The organism is Janthinobacterium sp. TPC_1, assembly GCF_056037845.1.
Genome location: NZ_CP195157.1, coordinates 3,912,900 through 3,930,878, shown reverse-complemented (window position 1 = coordinate 3,930,878; position 17,979 = coordinate 3,912,900). Strand labels below are relative to the sequence as shown.

16 protein-coding genes and 4 pseudogenes are annotated in these 17,979 nt (G+C 64.3%); 8 read left to right on the top strand and 12 right to left on the bottom strand.

Translation table 11 applies throughout. The features are described 5' to 3' along the window. Positions 1-22: 22 nt before the first annotated feature. The 8 genes and pseudogenes from ACQVLG_RS19370 to ACQVLG_RS19335 form a co-directional block, all read right to left on the bottom strand. The gene (locus ACQVLG_RS19370) at positions 23-253 is read right to left on the bottom strand and encodes an energy transducer TonB (protein WP_474290665.1); all 231 of its coding nucleotides are present in this window, start codon (positions 251-253) and stop codon (positions 23-25) included. Further along, complete coding sequence (locus ACQVLG_RS19365) at positions 241-1,074, bottom strand: MORN repeat-containing protein (RefSeq protein ID WP_474290664.1); 834 nt, start codon at positions 1,072-1,074, stop codon at positions 241-243. The genes ACQVLG_RS19370 and ACQVLG_RS19365 overlap by 13 nt, the downstream gene beginning before the upstream one ends. Positions 1,075-1,215: 141 nt before the next feature. After that, positions 1,216-1,455, bottom strand: a complete 240-nt coding sequence (locus ACQVLG_RS19360) for a hypothetical protein (RefSeq protein WP_474290663.1) — start codon at positions 1,453-1,455, stop codon at positions 1,216-1,218. Positions 1,456-1,464: 9 nt separating this feature from the next. Next, a complete protein-coding gene (locus ACQVLG_RS19355; RefSeq protein ID WP_474290662.1) occupies positions 1,465-2,346 on the bottom strand; it encodes a LysR substrate-binding domain-containing protein in 882 nt (293 codons plus the stop codon). A 91-nt stretch (positions 2,347-2,437) separates the two neighbouring features. Then, the gene (gene trhA, locus ACQVLG_RS19350; protein WP_070222989.1) at positions 2,438-3,055 is read right to left on the bottom strand and encodes a PAQR family membrane homeostasis protein TrhA; all 618 of its coding nucleotides are present in this window, start codon (positions 3,053-3,055) and stop codon (positions 2,438-2,440) included. A gap of 136 nt (positions 3,056-3,191) precedes the next feature. After that, on the bottom strand, positions 3,192-3,449 hold the full coding sequence (locus ACQVLG_RS19345; RefSeq protein WP_474290661.1) for a hypothetical protein: 258 nt from the start codon (positions 3,447-3,449) through the stop codon (positions 3,192-3,194). A 409-nt stretch (positions 3,450-3,858) separates the two neighbouring features. After that, positions 3,859-4,678 (bottom strand): annotated as a pseudogene (locus ACQVLG_RS19340) (NYN domain-containing protein); the annotation flags it as partial. A gap of 111 nt (positions 4,679-4,789) precedes the next feature. Next, positions 4,790-5,929, bottom strand: coding sequence for a dienelactone hydrolase family protein (locus ACQVLG_RS19335; RefSeq protein ID WP_230540838.1), 1,140 nt, complete (start codon positions 5,927-5,929; stop codon positions 4,790-4,792). A gap of 226 nt (positions 5,930-6,155) precedes the next feature. On the opposite strand from ACQVLG_RS19335, the gene ACQVLG_RS19330 reads away from it, so the two are divergent. Then, the gene (locus ACQVLG_RS19330) at positions 6,156-6,527 is read left to right on the top strand and encodes a flagellar basal body protein (protein ID WP_230540839.1); all 372 of its coding nucleotides are present in this window, start codon (positions 6,156-6,158) and stop codon (positions 6,525-6,527) included. A 16-nt stretch (positions 6,528-6,543) separates the two neighbouring features. On the opposite strand, the pseudogene ACQVLG_RS19325 reads toward ACQVLG_RS19330, so the two are convergent. After that, positions 6,544-7,153: pseudogene (locus ACQVLG_RS19325) on the bottom strand (TetR/AcrR family transcriptional regulator). Positions 7,154-7,293: 140 nt separating this feature from the next. Here ACQVLG_RS19325 and ACQVLG_RS19320 point away from each other — a divergent pair. From ACQVLG_RS19320 to ACQVLG_RS19310, 3 genes are read left to right on the top strand one after another with little or no spacing between them, the layout of a single operon-like run. Continuing rightward, positions 7,294-8,355 carry a sugar phosphate isomerase/epimerase family protein gene (locus ACQVLG_RS19320; RefSeq protein WP_099664526.1) on the top strand — a complete coding sequence of 354 codons (1,062 nt, stop codon included), beginning with the start codon at positions 7,294-7,296 and terminating at the stop codon, positions 8,353-8,355. A 35-nt stretch (positions 8,356-8,390) separates the two neighbouring features. Continuing rightward, positions 8,391-9,257 (top strand): alpha/beta fold hydrolase, encoded by an 867-nt coding sequence (locus ACQVLG_RS19315; RefSeq protein ID WP_474290660.1) that lies wholly within the window; start codon positions 8,391-8,393, stop codon positions 9,255-9,257. After that, a complete protein-coding gene (locus ACQVLG_RS19310) occupies positions 9,254-10,183 on the top strand; it encodes an alpha/beta hydrolase (RefSeq protein WP_474290659.1) in 930 nt (309 codons plus the stop codon). Before ACQVLG_RS19315 ends, ACQVLG_RS19310 begins: the two co-directional genes overlap by 4 nt. Positions 10,184-10,235: 52 nt before the next feature. Here ACQVLG_RS19310 and ACQVLG_RS19305 read toward each other — a convergent pair whose 3' ends face one another. The 3 genes from ACQVLG_RS19305 to ACQVLG_RS19295 all read right to left on the bottom strand — a co-directional run bounded on the left by ACQVLG_RS19305 (position 10,236) and on the right by ACQVLG_RS19295 (position 12,785). Continuing rightward, positions 10,236-10,775 carry a molybdopterin-dependent oxidoreductase gene (locus ACQVLG_RS19305; RefSeq protein WP_474290658.1) on the bottom strand — a complete coding sequence of 180 codons (540 nt, stop codon included), beginning with the start codon at positions 10,773-10,775 and terminating at the stop codon, positions 10,236-10,238. A 27-nt stretch (positions 10,776-10,802) separates the two neighbouring features. Beyond that, on the bottom strand, positions 10,803-11,285 hold the full coding sequence (locus tag ACQVLG_RS19300; RefSeq protein ID WP_474290657.1) for a TonB-dependent receptor domain-containing protein: 483 nt from the start codon (positions 11,283-11,285) through the stop codon (positions 10,803-10,805). Between the two features lie 831 nt (positions 11,286-12,116). After that, positions 12,117-12,785 carry a TonB-dependent receptor plug domain-containing protein gene (locus ACQVLG_RS19295; protein ID WP_474290656.1) on the bottom strand — a complete coding sequence of 223 codons (669 nt, stop codon included), beginning with the start codon at positions 12,783-12,785 and terminating at the stop codon, positions 12,117-12,119. A gap of 280 nt (positions 12,786-13,065) precedes the next feature. Between ACQVLG_RS19295 and ACQVLG_RS19290 the strand changes: the two are divergent. The 4 genes and pseudogenes from ACQVLG_RS19290 to ACQVLG_RS19275 all read left to right on the top strand — a co-directional run bounded on the left by ACQVLG_RS19290 (position 13,066) and on the right by ACQVLG_RS19275 (position 17,877). Continuing rightward, a pseudogene (locus tag ACQVLG_RS19290) lies at positions 13,066-13,892 on the top strand (IclR family transcriptional regulator). Positions 13,893-13,943: 51 nt separating this feature from the next. Beyond that, positions 13,944-15,098, top strand: coding sequence for an acyl-CoA dehydrogenase family protein (locus tag ACQVLG_RS19285; protein WP_474290655.1), 1,155 nt, complete (start codon positions 13,944-13,946; stop codon positions 15,096-15,098). Between the two features lie 11 nt (positions 15,099-15,109). Beyond that, positions 15,110-16,650: pseudogene (locus tag ACQVLG_RS19280) on the top strand (class I adenylate-forming enzyme family protein). A 60-nt stretch (positions 16,651-16,710) separates the two neighbouring features. Next, positions 16,711-17,877 (top strand): ABC transporter substrate-binding protein, encoded by a 1,167-nt coding sequence (locus tag ACQVLG_RS19275; RefSeq protein WP_474290654.1) that lies wholly within the window; start codon positions 16,711-16,713, stop codon positions 17,875-17,877. Positions 17,878-17,979 lie beyond the last annotated feature (102 nt).

Genomic DNA, 17,979 nt, shown 5'->3' with positions numbered 1-17,979 from the left:
CAGTTGTGGCCCGCCCGCGACGCTACTGCATGAAACTGAGCGAAAAACTGAACGGCACCACCATCGCGCAGGGTTGGCCCGCGCATCGGCCTGGCGTATATTTGGTGAGCATAAAGACAGACGCTGCCAGCCTAGTAGCCTCGCTGTCGGGACTTTCCAGCATGGCGACGCTCTGTGGCACGCCATTTTCGTTGATACTGACATTGGCACGCAATACACCGGTAATGCCCCCATACGAAATCAGATGGCGCATGGCGCGAAACACGGGCAGCTGGCCCTTTTCCGATAGGGCGGCACATCATCATCCTGCAACACGGGGTAATGGCGCTTGATGAGCGTTTGCTGCTCCCCCGTCAACTCGGCATACGATTTTTCCGGCGGTACGACATGACCGCTGCTGACAACCGGCGGAATATTCGAGCCGATGTATCCGTCTTTCTGCTTGATGTCATACAGCCTCGGTGTCGCAAGCTCCCCAGGCTGTTGCGTCAGCTGAAAGCTGCCATGGAAGCGTCCCTTCAGCACTTGTCCGTTCGGGTATAGTATTTCGCCGTCCCCCATAGGATGCCCTTCGTGCCAAGCGCCCCGGTAGATGCCGCCCAACGCAAATGTCATGCTGCCGCTGCCTTCCGGACCATTCTGCCAGCCCCCCTCATAGCGGTTGCCATTTCGCGCTGTCACCGTCACGGGACCGGCTGGCGTATCGCGCTCGAATGTGGCGGTCATCTTTGCCTTGTCCGCAAATACGATCAGGCCAGGGCCCTCCAGCATGCCACTCTGATAGTTGCCTTTATGCAAGCTACCATCCGCCCACTGCGCGATGCCTTCGCCCTCCGGCCTCCCCTCGCTCAACACACCTTCATAGCGTTCCGTCGCCTTGCCGTCCTTGCTCCACTGCAATGCACCAGGTCCGCTGGCATAGCCTTCCTTGCAGGCACCACTCCAGTACGCCACGTGCCCGGCAACCCGCGCATGCTCTGCAACGCGGCAATCCGCCTCGCCAGCGTAAGTGATCTCGGCTGCACCAGAACTGGACGCACACAGCAAGACAATCAGGAAAAGAGGTTTTTTCATGTTTTTTTTGCAATATATTGAGTTGCAACATGCTAACATGTCTGATCTGATAAGAAATACGTACATTCTCACGTGACCACTGCAGCTGTTGCTGCGGGAATGCCAGAAACCGCTGATGCTGCGCTGGGCAGCCATCACGGGCTATCGGGCAGGCACCCTTGCCCCAAGTTCGAGCTCGTCCCAGTCGTCGTCCAGGCCGGATTGCGCCAGCAGGGATGCCACATCCGTGGCATGCGCCGGATCAATGTCCTGCTCGGGATGCGGCCACACGAAATCGCATTCCGTGCAAACGATCACCTGCTGGCCCGTCTGGCGGACCGTGGCGTGCACCAGGTCGCCATATCCGTCGCAGGTGGGGCATTGCATGCCATGTGCGCTCATGTCCGGGCCTTACAGCTTCTGTTGCAGGAATTCGAGGAAGCAGCTGATGCGCTGCGCCAGCTGCGTATTGCGGTAGTAGACGGCGTGGATCTGCTGGCGGTAGCCCGTGTAGAATGGCTGCAGCACTTTCACCAGGCGGCCGGCGGCGATGTCGTCACGCGTCATGAAGTCGGACAGGCAGACGATGCCCTGGTCGTGCAGGGCCAGCTGGCGCAGGGTTTCGCCGCTGGAGGCGGCCAGCGCGGGCACGATCTGCAGGCTGTTGCCCGCGGCGTGCTGCAGCGGCCAGTTATTCCCCAGGTCGTATTGGGCAAAGCCCAGCAGCGCATGGCCGGACAGGTCTTCCGGCGTGGCCGGTTCGCCGTGGCGTGCCAGGTAGGCGGGCGTGGCCAGCACGTGCAGCGGGCTGGCAGTCAGGGCGCGCGCATGCAGGGTCGAATCGACCAGCGCGCCGATGCGGATGGCGATATCGGTGCGGTGTTCGAGCAGGTCGGCGATCTGGTCGTTGCTGGTCAGCTCCAGGCGGATGTCCGGGTACATGGCGCGAAACTCGGCCACGTGCGGCACCACGCAGTGGAGCATGAAGGGCGAGGCGGCATCGACGGACAGCCGCCCGGCCGGCTTCTGGCGGCGGATGCGGATCGACTCTTCCACGTCTTCCATCGAGGCGAGGATGGCGCGCGCCTTGTCCAGGAACAGCTGCCCCTCTTCCGTCAGCTCCATGCGCCGCGTGGTGCGCGTCAGCAGCGACGTGGCCAGCTTGTCTTCCAGCCGCGACAGGGCGCGGCTGACGCCCGAGGTGGTTTGTCCCAGGTGCACGGCGGCCGCGCTCAGGGTGCCGCTGTCGATGACGGTGACGAAGATTTTCAGGTCGTCCGAATTGATATCCATTGTTGCCTTATTATTGCCGCATTGTTGCGCTATTTTCACATATCGCGCCATTATAATGGAATCACGGCAACAGTGATGGCTGCAGGCAACGTCAGGCAACGTAGAACAAAATGGCGATAAAATGGCAGCTGCTGCCGGCCAGCACGAACAAATGCCAGATGCCGTGGCCATGGCGCAGCTTGTGGTCGGTGGCGTAGAAAGCGATGCCGCCCGTGTAGCACAGCCCGCCCGCCACCAGCCACAGGAAGCCGTTCCACTCGAGCGCCGCCAGCAGCGGCTTGATGCCGATGACGATGAGCCAGCCCATGGCCACGTAAATCACCAGCGACAGGATGCGCGCGCCTTTCGCGTACACATATTCCTGCACGATGCCAAACAGCGCGAGGCCCCAGACGACGCCGAACAGCGACCAGCCCCACGGCCCGCGCAGGGTCACCAGCATGAAGGGCGTGTAGGTGCCCGCGATGAGCAGGTAGATGGCGCAATGGTCGAGCCGCTGCAGCACGGCCTTGGCCTTGCCGCGCACGCTGTGATACAGGGTGGAAGTGAGGTACAGGGTCAGCAGCATGGCCGCATACACGCTGCAGCTGACGATTTTCCAGGGGTCGCCCGTGCGGGCCGCCGCGACGATCAGGATGACGCCGCCGATGGCCGCCAGCGCGGCGCCCACCGTATGGGAAATGCTGTTGAACCGTTCACCGTGGTACATGCTTGACCGCCCGCTGCGTTAAAAACAGGCTCATCCTACACGCTTGGGGAGATCGGGGTGCGCGGTTTGCGCAAGGCAGACACAGGAAAAGCCGGGGCGCATGCGATTGCCGCCCCGCTTGTTCCTGCTCAAACTATCAGGCAGCTTCCGCCTTCTTGCGCGCGGGACGGCGTGCCGGGGTCTTGCGCGGGGCCTTGGCAGGCTTGTCTTCCGCCACGACGGCCGCTTCCACCGGCGCCGCCTCAATCACAGGCGCCGCTTCCGCCACGGTATCGGCCGCCTTCCTGGCCGGCTTTTTCGCCGCTGCAGTCTTGCGCGCTGGCGTGCGCGGCTTGGCCTTCGGCTTCGCTTCGGCGGCGGCTTCCACGATCACTTCGGCGACTGGCTCAGGCACCGGTTCGGGCGCTGGCGCCACTTCGGCCACTTCGGCACGCGCTTCACGGCCGCCATCGCCATTCTTGCGGCCGCCACGGCCATTGCGGCGCGAACCGCGCTTGGCGTTGCCCTCTTCCGCCGCGACCTCGACTGCGGCTTCGGCCACTTCGTGCACCACCTCGGGCTGCGGCGCCGGCGCATACTGCTCGATGACGGTTGTTTCGGCGTCGGCCACCGGCACGAAAGCCTGTGGCGCGGACTCGCCGCGGCGTTGCTCGTTCTGCTTGCGGCCGCCACGGCCATTGCGGCGCGAATCGCGGCGACTGCCGCCTTCGCGGTGATTGCCCTCTTCGCCGTCGCGCCGGCTTCGCCGCTGGCGATGACTTCACTGGCGACTTCCCCGTTCACGGGCGCAGCGACAGGCACCAGGCCGCTGCTGCGGTAGACATAGGCGCCCGATTTTTCGTCGCGGCCAAATTCCAGCAAGCCGCGCGTCTGCGCTTCTTCCAGCAGGTTGCCGAAGGTGCGGAAACCGTAGTAGGACTCGCTGAAGTCCGGCTTGCGGCGCTTGATCGCTTCCTTCAGCATCGAAGCCCAGATCTTGCCGCTGTCGCCCCGTTCGGATACCAGCGCGTCGAACGTTTCGACGGCCATTTCGATCGCTTCCGTCTTGCGCGACTCGTATTTTTCCTTGCGGCGCACTTCTTCGTCGGCCGAACGCTTAGGCGCAGGCGTGTCGCGCGCGTCGCGCTTGGCGGCCGTGCGGCGGCTCTCGCGCACCAGGTCATCGTAGAAAATGAATTCGTCGCAGTTCGCCACCAGCAGGTCGGAGGTCGACTGCTTGACGCCCACGCCGATCACCTGCTTGGCGTTTTCACGCAGTTTCGACACCAGCGGCGAAAAATCGGAATCGCCGCTGATGATGACGAAGGTGTTCACGTGGGCCTTGGTGTAGCACAGGTCCAGCGCATCGACCACCAGGCGGATGTCGGCCGAATTCTTGCCGGACTGGCGCACGTGGGGAATTTCGATCAGTTCGAAGTTCGCCTCATGCATGGTGCCCTTGAAACTTTTATAACGGTCCCAGTCGCAATATGCCTTCTTGACAACGATACTGCCCTTGAGCAGCAAGCGTTCGAGGATGGGCTTGATATCGAATTTTTCGTAATTTGCATCTCGCACGCCGAGCGCGACGTTCTCGAAGTCGCAAAACACGGCCATGCTGAGGTTTTCTGGGGATGACGCCATAAGGGTGAATTCTCGCTGATGATAAGGGCGGACGGGAAGCGCAACGCCTCCCTTTTCCCCTAGTATATTCGCCCATCCCCCGTTTCGGCGACAACTATCGTGCGCGGCAGCCTATTGCGCGCCGCCGGCGGCGCCCGCACTGGCGCCCGCGACCGGCCAAACAACGCTTTCATCGACCGAATACAGCTGGCATGGCAGGCTGCTGCGGCGCTGGCACGAAGCGAGCGCACGCACATCGGGGCTTTCGCCCTCTTCCGCCCAGCCCCAGGCGCCGCTGGCCGACAGGGCAAAGGCGCGCGGCGCGGTTTTCTCCAGGAAGACGCGGTAGGCGGCGCGGCCCTGCTCTTCCAGGTACGGCACGGCGGCGATATCGTCCTGCGGCGCGAAATGCGTGGCGGGCGGCGGCGGCGCATCGGCCACGCGATAGACCTGGCGCACCGGCATGCCGATTCTCTGCAGGAAGCGCTCGGTGGCGGGCAGCCACACGGCCACGCCATCGCGGCTGCCCAGGGTCAGGTGGGCGTCGCGCTTGAACGGGCCATAGGCCAGCAGTTGCGCCCGGCCGCCGGAACCGGTAAAGGAATTGAACAGCCGCCGCGCCAGCGCCGGCGAAAAATACGCGTCGTTCGCGCCATACAGCCACAGGCTGGGAATGTGGTTGTAGGCGCCCAGGGTGGCGAAAGTCTTGGCCAGCGCCCCTTGCCAGTCGCAGCCGGGCATGTCGACGCGCAGGCCACCGGAAAAATTGAGCACGCCGCGCACGCCGGGCAGCACCCGGGTGGCCAGCGCCAGCGCCGCCATGCCGCCATACGACTGCCCCGCGACGACGATGCGCTGCGGGTCGACCCAGCTCTGGCGGCGCGCATATGCCAGCGCGGCGAGCATGTCGCGCGCCTGGCCCTGGGCGTTGCCCAGCATGTCGCAGCCGAAATCGCGGTAGGCGCCCGTGGAGCGCGCAAAGCCGGCGCGCATGGGCAGCATCACGGCGTAGCCGCGGCGCACGAACTCGGTCGCCATATAGATGAAGCGCTCGCGCTGCTGCAGCCGGGCCGGGCCGGGCTGCTTGCCGTGATTCATCAGCAGCAGGGGAAACGGGCCGGGGCCGGCGGGCCGGAATACCGTCGTTTCCAGCGCTTCGCGCAAGCCGTCGCCAGCCGGCACCATGAGCACCTGCTCGTTCAGGCGCGCGTCGAGCGGTAGTTGCGCGTAGGCAAGCTCGGCTTTCAGGGGCAGGCAAGGCAGGCAGAGCAAAAAAACCAGCAAAATGGGGCGAAGCAGGTGGAAAATGACGGACTCCGTGAATGACTTCCCTGCCAGTCTAGACAGTGAAGTAGCACAGAACAATATAAAAAAATTACGTGATGCACATATTTTTTACGGCAACTACCTGCGGAAAAAATTGTTGCCCTACACCAACCACCATCAGCCACTTTTCCCGCCGGAAGGAGTAAACTGGACGCATTCTGAAGGAGTTGCCATGTCCATATCCGCCCTCACCACCGGTACCTCGGGGCTGACCGCCAACCAGCGCGCGCTGGACGTGGCCGCCAACAATATCGCCAATGCGAATACGCCCGGCTTCCAGCCGCAGCAAGCCGGGTTCCAGGAAGCCAGCCCGGCCGGCACGGGCGTCACCCTCTCCGTGGAAGGGCGCAAGCTGGCCGCCACGGAAAGCGTCAGCGGCGCCAATGCGACCGCGGCCAAGGCGGCCGAAAGCCGGCCGAACGGCGTCGGCCTGGCCTCCGAACTGACCGATAACCTCGTCTACAAGGCCGGTTTTAACCTGTCGGCGAACGTCGTCAAGGCGGCCGACCAGGCCCTGGGCAGCCTGATCGACGTCAAGACTTAAGCACAGTCACTAGCGCTTAGATAGTCTGCTTGTTCATTTCCAGCGCCAAGGGCGCCATCGCCGGCGTGATCAGCGCCAGCAGCCGTTCGGCGGGAATGCCGTCGCGCGCCTGCACCGACAGGCCGTGCAGCAAGGCCGCATAGTAGTCGCCCAGCGCCTGCACGTCCGCATCCTCTTTTAATTCCCCTGCCAGTTGCGCCGCGCGCAGGCGCTCGATGACGGCTTGCGTGCGCGCGCGGCGGTGCTGCGCCAGCCTCGTCGGCGATGCCCGCGTTGTCCGCGCTCGTATTCGTGGCGGCCGTCACCACCATGCAGCCTTGCGGCTGGCCGCTGCGCGTGTACAGCAGCACGGCCTCTTCCAGCATGCGCGCCACCGCGTCGCGCACGTTCAGGCTGGCCGCCAGCGCATGCACGGCAAACGCGCCCTCGCCTGACTCGTATAGCTCCACGGCTTCGCGGAACAGCTGCTCCTTCGAGCCGAACGCCGCATAAATGCGCGCCGAGGCGATGCCCAGCGCCGCCACCAGGTCGGCCATCGATACGCCTTCATAGCCGCGCGTCCAGAACGCGTCGCGCGCTTTTGCCAGCGCCAGCGCGCGGTCGAATTCCCTCGGTCTTCCTGCCATCTTGATCCTCTGCTTACGAACTGGCGGCCAGTATAACGCCTGGCGCCCGCGGCGCGTTCGCCATTTATTTTGCATCACGGGCTTGACCGCGCCAACAATTTCGCCTATTCTTTGTCGATCGACAAACAATAGGAGCCGATATGAAAACCATCCAAGGACCAAGCCTGCACCTGGCACAATTCGCCGCCGACACGGCGCCCTTCAACACCCTGCCCGCCATCGCCGAATGGGCGGCCGGCATGGGCTTCAAGGCCCTGCAGATTCCCGCCTGGGATGCGCGCCTGTTCGACGTGGCGCAAGCGGCGCACAGCCAGCAATACTGCGACGACCTGGTTGCCATGCTGGCCAGCCATGGCCTCGTCATCAGCGAACTGACGACGCACATCCTCGGCCAGCTGGTCGCCGTGCACCCGGCCTACGACGCGCTGTGCGACAGCTTTGCGCCGGCACACCTGCACGGCCAGCCGGCTGCGCGCACCGAGTGGGCCATCGAGCAAGTGAAACTGGCGGCCATGGCCTCGAAACGCCTGGGCCTGACCGACATGGGCACGTTCTCCGGCTCATTCGCCTGGCCCTACCTGTTCCCGTTCCCGCAGCGCCCGCCCGGCCTGATCGAGGCGGCCTTCGACGAGCTGGCACGCCGCTGGCTGCCCATCCTCGACGTGTGCGAGGAACAAGGCATCAACCTGTGCTACGAAATCCACCCGAGCGAAGACCTGCATGACGGCATCAGCTTCGAGATGTTTTACGAGCGCGTAGGCCGCCACCCGCGCTGCAAGATGCTGTTCGACCCCAGCCACTTCGTGCTGCAGCAGCTGAACTACCTGGAATTCATCGATATCTACAAGGACCATATCCGCATGTTCCATGTGAAGGATGCGGAATTCAATCCGACGGGGCGGCAAGGCATCTACGGCGGCTACCAGTCGTGGGAAAACCGCGCTGGGCGCTTCCGTTCGCTGGGCGACGGCCAGGTCGACTTCAAGGCGATCTTCTCGAAGATGGCGCAGAACGACTACGCGGGCTGGGCGACGCTGGAATGGGAATGCTGCCTGAAGGACCAGGAGGTGGGTGCGCGCGAAGGCGTGGCGTTCATCAACGCCCACATCATTCCCGTGACCGACAAGATCTTCGACGATTTCGCCGGCGCCCCCGTCAGTGCGCAGCAGATCAATACCCTGCTCGGCATCACGCACAACTAATCGACTAATTAACTGAATCAATACAAGGACTTGCCATGCATCAGAATGAAGACAGCTACACCCACGACTATGTGCGCATCGACGGCCAGCGCCTGCATTGCGTCATCGCCGGCGAAGGCAAACCCGTGCTGCTGATCCCCGGCTGGCCGCAAACCTGGTATGCGTGGCGCCACGTGATGGCGGCGCTGGCCGCCAGCGGCTACCAGGCCATCGCCATCGATCCGCCCGGCAGCGGACACTCGGAACGTCCGGCCGGCGGCTACGACACGGGCGCCGTTGCCGCCACCCTGCACCGCGCCATGCTGGCCCTGGGCCACGCGCAGTACGACGTCGTCGGCCACGACATCGGCATGTGGGTCGGCTATGCGCTGGCCAGCGATTTCCCGCAAGCCGTGACGAAACTGGCGCTGACGGAAGCCGTGATTCCCGGCCTGGCGCCCGCGCCGCCGATTTTCGTCGCGCCGTCCGACAACATCTTCCTGTGGCACTTCATGTTCAACCAGGTGCTGGACTTGCCGGAAATGCTCACGGCGGGCAAGGAGCGCGAATACATCCGCTTCATCCTGGACCGCTGGTCGTACCGCCGCGACAAGGTGGCCGTCGACGTGTATGCGGACGCGTATGCCACGCCAGGCGCCCTGCGCGCCGGCTTCGCCTACTACCGCGCCATTCCCGAAACCATCCGGCAAAACCTGGAACGGGCGAAAAAGAGTCTGGCCATGCCCGTGCTGGCCATCGGCGCCGACCATGCGACGAATGACGCTCCCCTGCTGACCATGCAGGGCAAGGCGGGCAATCTAAAAGGCGCCATCGTCGCCGAATGCGGCCACTTCATCATGGAAGAACAGCCGGAAGCGTTCATCGCCCACCTGCTGCCCTTCCTGGCGGGAGATGCGGCATGAGCCTCGACCCGCTGATCGCCGCCTGGCTGGAACAGAGCAGGGATGCGCCGCCGCCCGCCTCGCTGGCGGACCTGCGCGCGGCCACGGAAACGGGCTTGCGACAGCTGCACGGGCCACTCGAGGATGTCGCCTCGATCAAGGATTACGTGCTGCCGGGCGAGCATGCGCTGACCGTGCGCGCCTACGTGCCGGCCGGCGCGGAGACGGGCCAGCCCCTGCCCGCCATCGTCTTTGCGCATGGCGGCGGATGGTGCCTGTGTTCGCTGGACCTGTACGACAATCCGTGCCGCGCGCTGGCCAACGCCACCGGCTGCGTGATCTTTTCCGTCGACTACCGGCTGGCACCCGAGCACAAGTTCCCCGTGCCGCTGGACGACTTTTACCGGGCCTTGTGCTGGGTCGCCGAACATGCGGCGGCGCTGGGCATCGATGCGAAACGGCTGGCCGTGGGCGGCGACAGCGCGGGCGGCAACCTGGCGGCGGCCGCCGCCCTGATGGCGCGCGACCAGGCGGGACCCGCGCTGGCGCACCAGCTGCTGCTGTACCCGGCGCTCGATTTTGCCTTCGACACGACTTCGTACCAGCGCTATGCGGAAGGCCATTCGCTGACGCGGGAAGCGATGCGCTTTTGCTGGTCGGCCTACCTGAACGAGCCGTCCGACGGCGCGCAGCCTTACGCAGCGCCCCTGCGGGCGGCCTCGTTGAAGGACTTGCCGCCGGCCACGGTGCTGGTGTGCGAATACGACCCGCTGCATGACGAGGGCGTGGCGTATGCGCGGTACTTGCGCGACGACGGCGTGGCGGCGCAATGCGTGCAGCTCGATGGCATGATCCACGCGTCGATCCACATGCTGGGCTTGACGCCAGCGGCGCGCGGTCTGTTCGACGTGGCGGGCAAGGCCATGCGGCAAGCGCTGGCGGCATAAAAAAAACGCGCCGGGGATGGCTCCACGGCGCGTTTTTTCCATCAGCTGCGCGTCATTCCGCCAGCTTGCGCACCTCGACGCCGTTCAGCCACTTCACGTGGCGCGGGCCCGTGCGGATATCCTTCGCCGAGATCAGCGCGATTTCACCATCGTTGTCGTCGAGGGCCTTGCCGTTTTTTTCATAGTAGACGATGACGCCCTCGCCGGCCGGCGCGTTATACAGCTCGCCCCAGGAAAACACCACCGCGTAGCCATCCGTGGCCGTGGCGATGATGGCGAGCTTCTTGACGTCATTGTGGCCCGGCGCATCAAGCACCGCCTTGTCGAGGATGTCGCGCAGGCGCACGCCCTTGTAGCTGGTGATGGTTTCGGCCTTGTCGCCATTATGGCGCGTGACGGCGATTTCCCCGCCGTTGGCCGGCGGCAGCTGGCGCAGGTCGGCCACCTTCAGGGTCAACGGCGTTTCCACCATGCCCGTCACGGCGAGCGCGTGGCTCATGTTGTCGCGCGCAGGCGCGGGAGCGGCAGACCACGCGGGCGCCGCGGCCAGCAACGCCGCCGAGGTAAAGCCAGCCAATATCTTCTTCAACATGCTGTGTCCTTTCATGACAGTGACAAATCAGAACTGGTACTGCGCATTGGCCAGCCACGTGCGGCCCGCGCTGGGGAAACCGTCGGCCAGCGCGTAATTGCGGTCGCCCAGGTTGCTCACGCCCGCTTCCAGGCTCAAGGCCGGCACGGGCCGGTACACGGCCTTCAAGTTCAGCGTCGTAAAACCGCCCAGTTCCAGGGTGTTCGAGACCCAGCGCCCGCTGTTCGCTTCCGCGATGGCCACCACGTCGACCTGGCGCGCCGCGTGCAGCACGGCGTGGGCCGTCAGCTTGTGGCGCGGCACGTCCGTCAGGCGGATGGCGCGGTCGCTGACGTTCTTCATCTCCGTATAGGTGTAATTGCCGCCGAAATCGAGCCAGGCGCCGGCGCGGCCGCGCAAGCCCAGTTCCACGCCGCTGATGTGCGCCCGGCCCGCGTTCTGCATCTGCGCGCGCACGCCGGCCACATTCGCCACGCTCTGGATCTTGTCCTTCACGTCGCTGTAGAACACAGCGCCGCTTCCAGGCTGGTGCCCTGCACGCTACCCTGATAGCCCAGCTCGTAATTCATCGCCTGCTCGGCGCGCAAGGCCGGGTTTTCGATGTACGTGCCCAGGCGCTGCGAGTAGCGGTCCTTCAGGGTCGGCAGGCGCGACTTGCGCGCCACCGTGGCGTACACGCGCGATTCAAGACCGGTCTTGTGGAACAATCCCGCCTGCAGGTCGGTGGCCGATTGATTGTCCGGCAAGGTGTAGGCATTGCCGGCGCTATACACCGTGTCCGGGCGCAGCTCATTGCGCGACACTCCCAGCGACAGTTCCGTCGCGGCGTTCAGGGCGATGCTGTCTTCCGCGCCCAGGGTCCACAGCGCATCCTTGTACCAGGTGTTGCGCACGCCCTTGCCATCGCGTTCCTGGTGTTCGTCGGCCTTGTAGCTGGCCACGAAGCGCAGGCTGTGCGCGGCCAGGCGGAACGATTCGAGTTCCACCGCGCCGCCGTTCGTGCGGTCGTTATAGATGCTGCGCCCGCCGCTGACGCTTCCCTGGCCGCTGGTTTTCAGGGTCGTGTAGCTGCCATTCGTGTACGAGGTGATTTCATTGTCGTAGCTGTCGTGGTACAGGCGCAGTTTCAGGCGCTCGGCGTCGCCCAGGCGCGTCTGCGAGACGACATACACGCTTTCCTTGTTCCAGTATGGCCATTGCCAGTAGCGCGCGCCGACGGGATTCGTCGATGGCGGCTGGCCCTTTTCGCCATGCTGCTTGTAGTAGCTGAAAGCATACTCGTCGCCGCCCACGGGCGTGTACCCCACCTTGAACGACAGCTTGTGGTCCTTGCGGTACGCGTTATTGCGTGTGCCGCCGTCTTCCGTGGCCGTGGGGCGGAAATCCGACGACATGGGGAAGCCGTCGCTGTCGATATACGACACGCCCGCCTGCAGATACCACAGGCCCTGGTTCGTGCCGACGTTGGCCGACACCTGGCGCTCGCTGCCCGAACCGAAACCGACGGACGGTGTCTCCCTCAAGGCGCGCCGTCGGTTTGCGCGACACCAGGTTGATGGCGCCGCCCAAGGTATTGGCGCCATACGCGACGGAACTGAAACCCTTGGCCACCTGGATGGCGGCCAGGTCGGCCGTCGTAAAGCGGTTGAAATCGACGTAGCCGTCATACGGCACGTAGACGGGAATGCCGTCGATGTACAGGGGCACCTGGCGCGCATCGAAGCCGCGGATGGCGACGGTTTTCTCATTGCGCGAATTGGTCGACAGCGACACGCCGGACAGCAAATTCAAGGCATCGCCCACGTTATCGCGGTTAAAGCGGCGCATCTCGGCGCGGCTCACTTGCGTGCCCACCTGCTGTTCCATCTGGCCTGCCTGCTCGCGCTGGCCGATCACCGTCACCGTGCCCAGCACGAACGGCGCCGCCGCATCCACGTCTTCCTTGCCAGCAGCCTGCTGCGCCAGCGCCAGCAGTACGGCGCCTGCCATTACCTGTTTCACCATCGTCATGTTGTTCTCTTCCGTTATATATCAGCTTATATAGCGATATACAAAAAAATACAAAAAAAGCGGCCGCGCATCCGGCGGCCGTCATCCAACGGCGCAATATACAGATGTATATAGCGATGCTCAAGCGGCAAGGCCAAAAGGCCTCGCGCAAGTCAATTTCTCACGCTTTTTTCATGCACTGCAGCATTTCGCTGTGCGAACGAATGTTTCACAAAACGATTGACACGTCCAATTTGGCTAGGCAAACTGATTTCCAGGGAGTTCGAAAATGAATGCAAATATGACAAATATTCAGGCCGCAGCGGATCCGGAAATCATCGTCTTCAGCGATGACGAGGAAGGCAAGGACCGCCAGTTCGTCAACGCGCTGGCGCGCGGACTGGAAGTACTGCGCTGCTTTCGCCCCGGCGAAGTATTCCTGTCGAATGCGGACATGGCCAAGCGCACGGGCATCCCCAAGCCCACCATTTCGCGCCTGACCTACACCCTCACAAAAAACTCGGTTACCTGAATTATTCGGACAGCCTGGGCAAGTACCAGCTGGGCGCCGGCGTGCTGGCCCTCGGCTACCGCATGCTGTCGAACCTCGACGTGCGCAAGATGGCGCGCCCGCTGATGGAGGAACTGGCCGAACATGCGCAGGCCTCCGTGTCGCTGGGCACGCGCGACCGCCTCAGCATGGTCTACGTGGAGACGTGCCGCAGCAGTGCCAACGTCACGCTGCGCCTCGACGTCGGTTCGCGCATTCCCCTGATGACGACGGCCATGGGCAAGGCCCTGCTGTGCATCCTGCCGCAGGCCGAACGCGACTATCTGATGGATCACGCCAGGGTGCACGAGACGGAACGCTGGCCGCGCATCAAGGCCGGCATCGAGCAAGGCTTCAAGGATTACCAGGACCGGGGCTTTTGCATTTCGGCCGGCGAGTGGCAGAACGACGTGCATGCCGTGGGCGTGCCGATGCTGGGTGCCGACGGCGAACAGGTGATGGCCTTCAATTGCGGCGGCCCCGCCTTCCTGCTGTCGCGCGAAAAACTCGAAGGTGACCTGGGTCCGCGCCTGGTCTCCCTGGTCAAGACAGTGGAAAAAAACCTGGGCCGCGGTTAGACTGCGCGCCCCCTCTTAACAACAGATCAAATCACAGCGCCGAGGAACCCGATGATACGCGACGAAGAAACCCTGAACATCCTGCTGGGCAGCATCGCCCGTTTCGTGCGCGAAGTGCTGGTCCCGAACGAGGCGCTGGTTGCCGAAACGGACACGATCCCGCCCGCCATCGTGGCGCAGATGCGCGAACTGGGCCTGTTCGGCCTGTCCATCCCGGAAGCCTACGGCGGCCTGGAACTGAGCATGGAAGAGGAAGTGCGCGTCGCGTTCGAGATCGCCCGCACCTCGCCCGCCTTCCGCTCGCTGATCGGCACGAACAACGGCATCGGCTCGCAAGGCATCGTGATCGATGGCACGGAAGCGCAAAAACAATACTATCTGCCCAAGCTGGCGGCCGGCGAGATCATCGGCTCGTTCGCCTTGACGGAAGCGGGATCGGGGTCGGATGCTGCCTCGCTGCGCACGACGGCCGTGCGCGATGGCGACTTTTATATCCTCAACGGCAGCAAGCGCTATATCACCAACGCGCCCGAGGCGAGCATCTTTACCGTCATGGCCCGCACGGACCCCGTCAAGCGCGGCGCCTCGGCCATTTCCGCCTTCATCGTGGAAAAGGACACGCCGGGCCTCTCGCTGGGAAAAATCGATAAAAAGATGGGCCAGCAAGGCGCGCATACCTGCGACGTCATCTTCGAAAATTGCCGTGTGCCGGCCGCGAACATCATCGGCGGCAAGGAAGGCGTGGGTTTTAAAACAGCCATGAAAGTGCTCGACAAGGGCCGGCTGCACATCGCCGCCGTCTGCGTGGGCGCGGCCGAACGCATGCTGGCCGACGCCCTGGCCTACGCCATGGAGCGCCAGCAGTTCGGCCAGCCTATCGCGGAATTCCAGCTGATCCAGGCCATGCTGGCCGATAGCAAGGCGGAAATCTATGCGGCGCGCAGCATGGTGCTCGACGCGGCGCGCCGGCGCGACAACAAGGAAGACATTTCGACGGAAGCGTCGTGCTGCAAGCTGTTCGCCTCCGAAATGTGCGGCAGAGTCGCTGACCGCTCCGTGCAGATCCACGGCGGCGCCGGCTACATCAGCGAATACGCGGCCGAGCGTTTCTACCGCGACGTGCGCCTGTTCCGCATCTACGAAGGCACGACGCAGATCCAGCAGATCGTCATCGCCCGCAACATGATCAAGGCAGCGCAAAAGTGAAGGAGGCCGCGATGGACATTCCCGCCCTGCTGGCCAACTTGCCGGCGCGCCTGTCGGCCATCCCCATCTATTGGGCGACGCGCGCGCCGGACGCGCCCGCGCTGCACGAAGGTGGGCGCAGCTGGACCTACGCTCAGCTGCAGCACAGTGTGGACAGCGCCGCGCAGCTGCTGCGCCGGCTGGAGGTGCGCGCCGGCGACCGCCTGATGGTGGTGGGCGAGAATTGCGCGCTGCAGGTGGCGCTGATTTTTGCTGCCGCCAGCATCGACGCGTGGATCGTCAACGTCAATGCCCGGCTGTCGGCGCGCGAGATCGACACCATCGCCACGCACAGTTCCGCGCGGCGCGTGCTGTTCCTGGCCGGCGCCTCGCCGGAAGCGGCCATGCATGCGGCGCGTCTGGGCGCGGCCAGCGCCACGGTCGACGGCATGGGCCAGCTGCTGGCGGGCGACTTGAACGACGCAGCCATCGCGGAAGACACGGTGCCCGGCAACGAACAGGTGGCCGCGCTGATCTACACGACGGGCACGACGGGGCAGTCAAAAGGCGTGATGCTCACGCACCGCAACCTGCTGTTCATCGCCGCCGTTTCCAGCACCCTGCGCGGCTTGAGCAGCTCCGACCGCGCCTACGGCGTGCTGCCGATTTCGCACGTGTACGGCCTGGCCTCGGTGGCCCTGGGGGCACCCTGTATGCGGGCGCCGCCTTGTACCTGGTGCCGCGCTTTTCCGTCGACGGCCTGCTCTCGGCCCTGAAGGACGACGGCTTGACCATCGTGCAGGGCGTGCCCGCCATGTATGCCAAGCTGCTGCAAACCCTGGGCGGCCCGGACACGCCGCTGCCCACGCGGCTGCGCTTCGCGTATGCGGGCGGCTCGCCGCTGGCGCCGTCGCTCAAGCGCGACGTGGAAAAGCTGCTGGGCACCGCGCTGCACAATGGCTACGGCATGACGGAAAGCGCGCCCACCATCAGCCAGACGCGCCTGGAAACGCCGCGCCAGGACGATTCCGTCGGCATGCCGATCCCTGGCGTGGAAGTGCGCGTGGTGAGCGTCGATGGCCTTGACGTGGCGCCGGGCGAGCCGGGGGAATTATGGATACGCGGGCCGAACATCATGGCCGGCTATTACCGCGAACCGGCCATGACGGCGGCCACCATGCGCGACGGCGGCTGGCTCAATACGGGCGACATGGCGCGCCAGGACCTCGACGGCGCCCTCTTCATCGTGGGCCGCACCAAGGAATTGATCATCCGCTCCGGCTTCAATGTGTATCCGCTGGAAGTGGAAACGGCCCTGAACGCCCACGCTTCCGTGGTGCAGTCGGCCGTGGTCGGGCGCACCCTGGCCGATGGCAACGAGGACGTCATCGCCTATGTGGAGCTGGATCCGCGCCAGCCCGCCAGCGTGGCAGAATTGCAGGCCTGGCTGGCGCAGACCCTGTCGCCGTACAAGTGCCCGTCCGCCATCATCGTCATGGAAGCGCTGCCGGCCGCCGCCACCGGCAAGATTTTAAAGGGGCATCTGCGGCAAATGGCGCAGAATGCACGATAAGTTGACCATGCAGTACCAGACCCGACAATAAAACCAAGCCACATCACCGGAGGAGACACGATGAAACGCACCTACACACGCATCGCCATCGCAGCGCTGGTCGCCAGCGCCTGGATGGCGCACGCCAGCGCCGACGAATTCCTGGTCGGCGCGGAAATCCCGCTGACGGGCAACCTGGCGCGGGTCGGCGCCGGCATGCAGGAAGGGATCATGGTCGCGGCCGAGGTATTCAACAAGACCAACGGCAAGCACACCATCAAGATCATCACCGTTGACGACGAATCGGCGCCCGCCAAGGCCATCGCCGCCGTGGAAAAGCTGGCCAGCCAGGGCGTGGTGGCCATCACGGGCGGCTACGGCTCGAACAATATCTCGCCCGCCTCGGACACGGCGAATAAACTGGGCCTGGTCTACATCACCTCGGGCGGCGTGGACGACAGCCTGGTGGCAAGCGGGCGCAAGAATTTTTTCCGCATCAATAACACGGCCGGCTACGAAAAAGCCATGCTGGGACTGCTAGCCGACGTGGGCGCCAAGTCCGTCTCCATCGTGTATTCGACCAAGGACGCCACCACGGGCCTGGCCAAGGACGTGGAAAAAGCCCTGGCGGCAAAGGGCGTGAAGGTGACGACGCACTCGTTCGACCCGGCTATTACCGACTTCAAGCCCATCATCAACAAGATCAAGCTGCAGGATAAATCGGAAGTGGTGGCCATGGTCGGCTACGAAAACGATTACGTGGGCATCATCCGCGCCGCCCGCGTGCTGAAACCGAAGATCAAGGCCATGGTGGGCGTGTGGTCGCTGGCCACCCCTAAAATGGCGTCCGACTTCCCCGACCTGATGCCGAACGTCTTCGGCACGGCCCTGCTGCCCTTCCCGACCGAATTCAAGACGGCCGACGGCAAGGCCTTCAGCGACGCCTACAAGCAACTGTACAAGAAGGAACCGGACTACCTGGGCCAGTTCGGCTATGTGCAGTCGATGCTGCTGTTCGAAGCCATCGCGCGCGCGGCCGACAAGGGCACGCTCAAGAAAGGCGGCGTGGCCGACGAGATGCGCAAGACGGACCGCGAAACGCTGATCGGCCGGGTGCAGTTCGCCGCCAACGGCGACAACCAGAACTTCGTGCACCGCATGGCGCAGCACCAGGACAAGAAGGTGGTGATCGTCTGGCCGAAGGAACACGCGACGGGCAAGCTGGCCTACCCTGCCCTGCCCTGGTAGGCAGCCTCCCGCTGCACACGCGCGCGCCCGCAGGACGCGCACCGATGAACGGCGGTCCTGGTGCCTCTTCGCGAAGCGCCTGGGCCGCCTGACGGGATGACG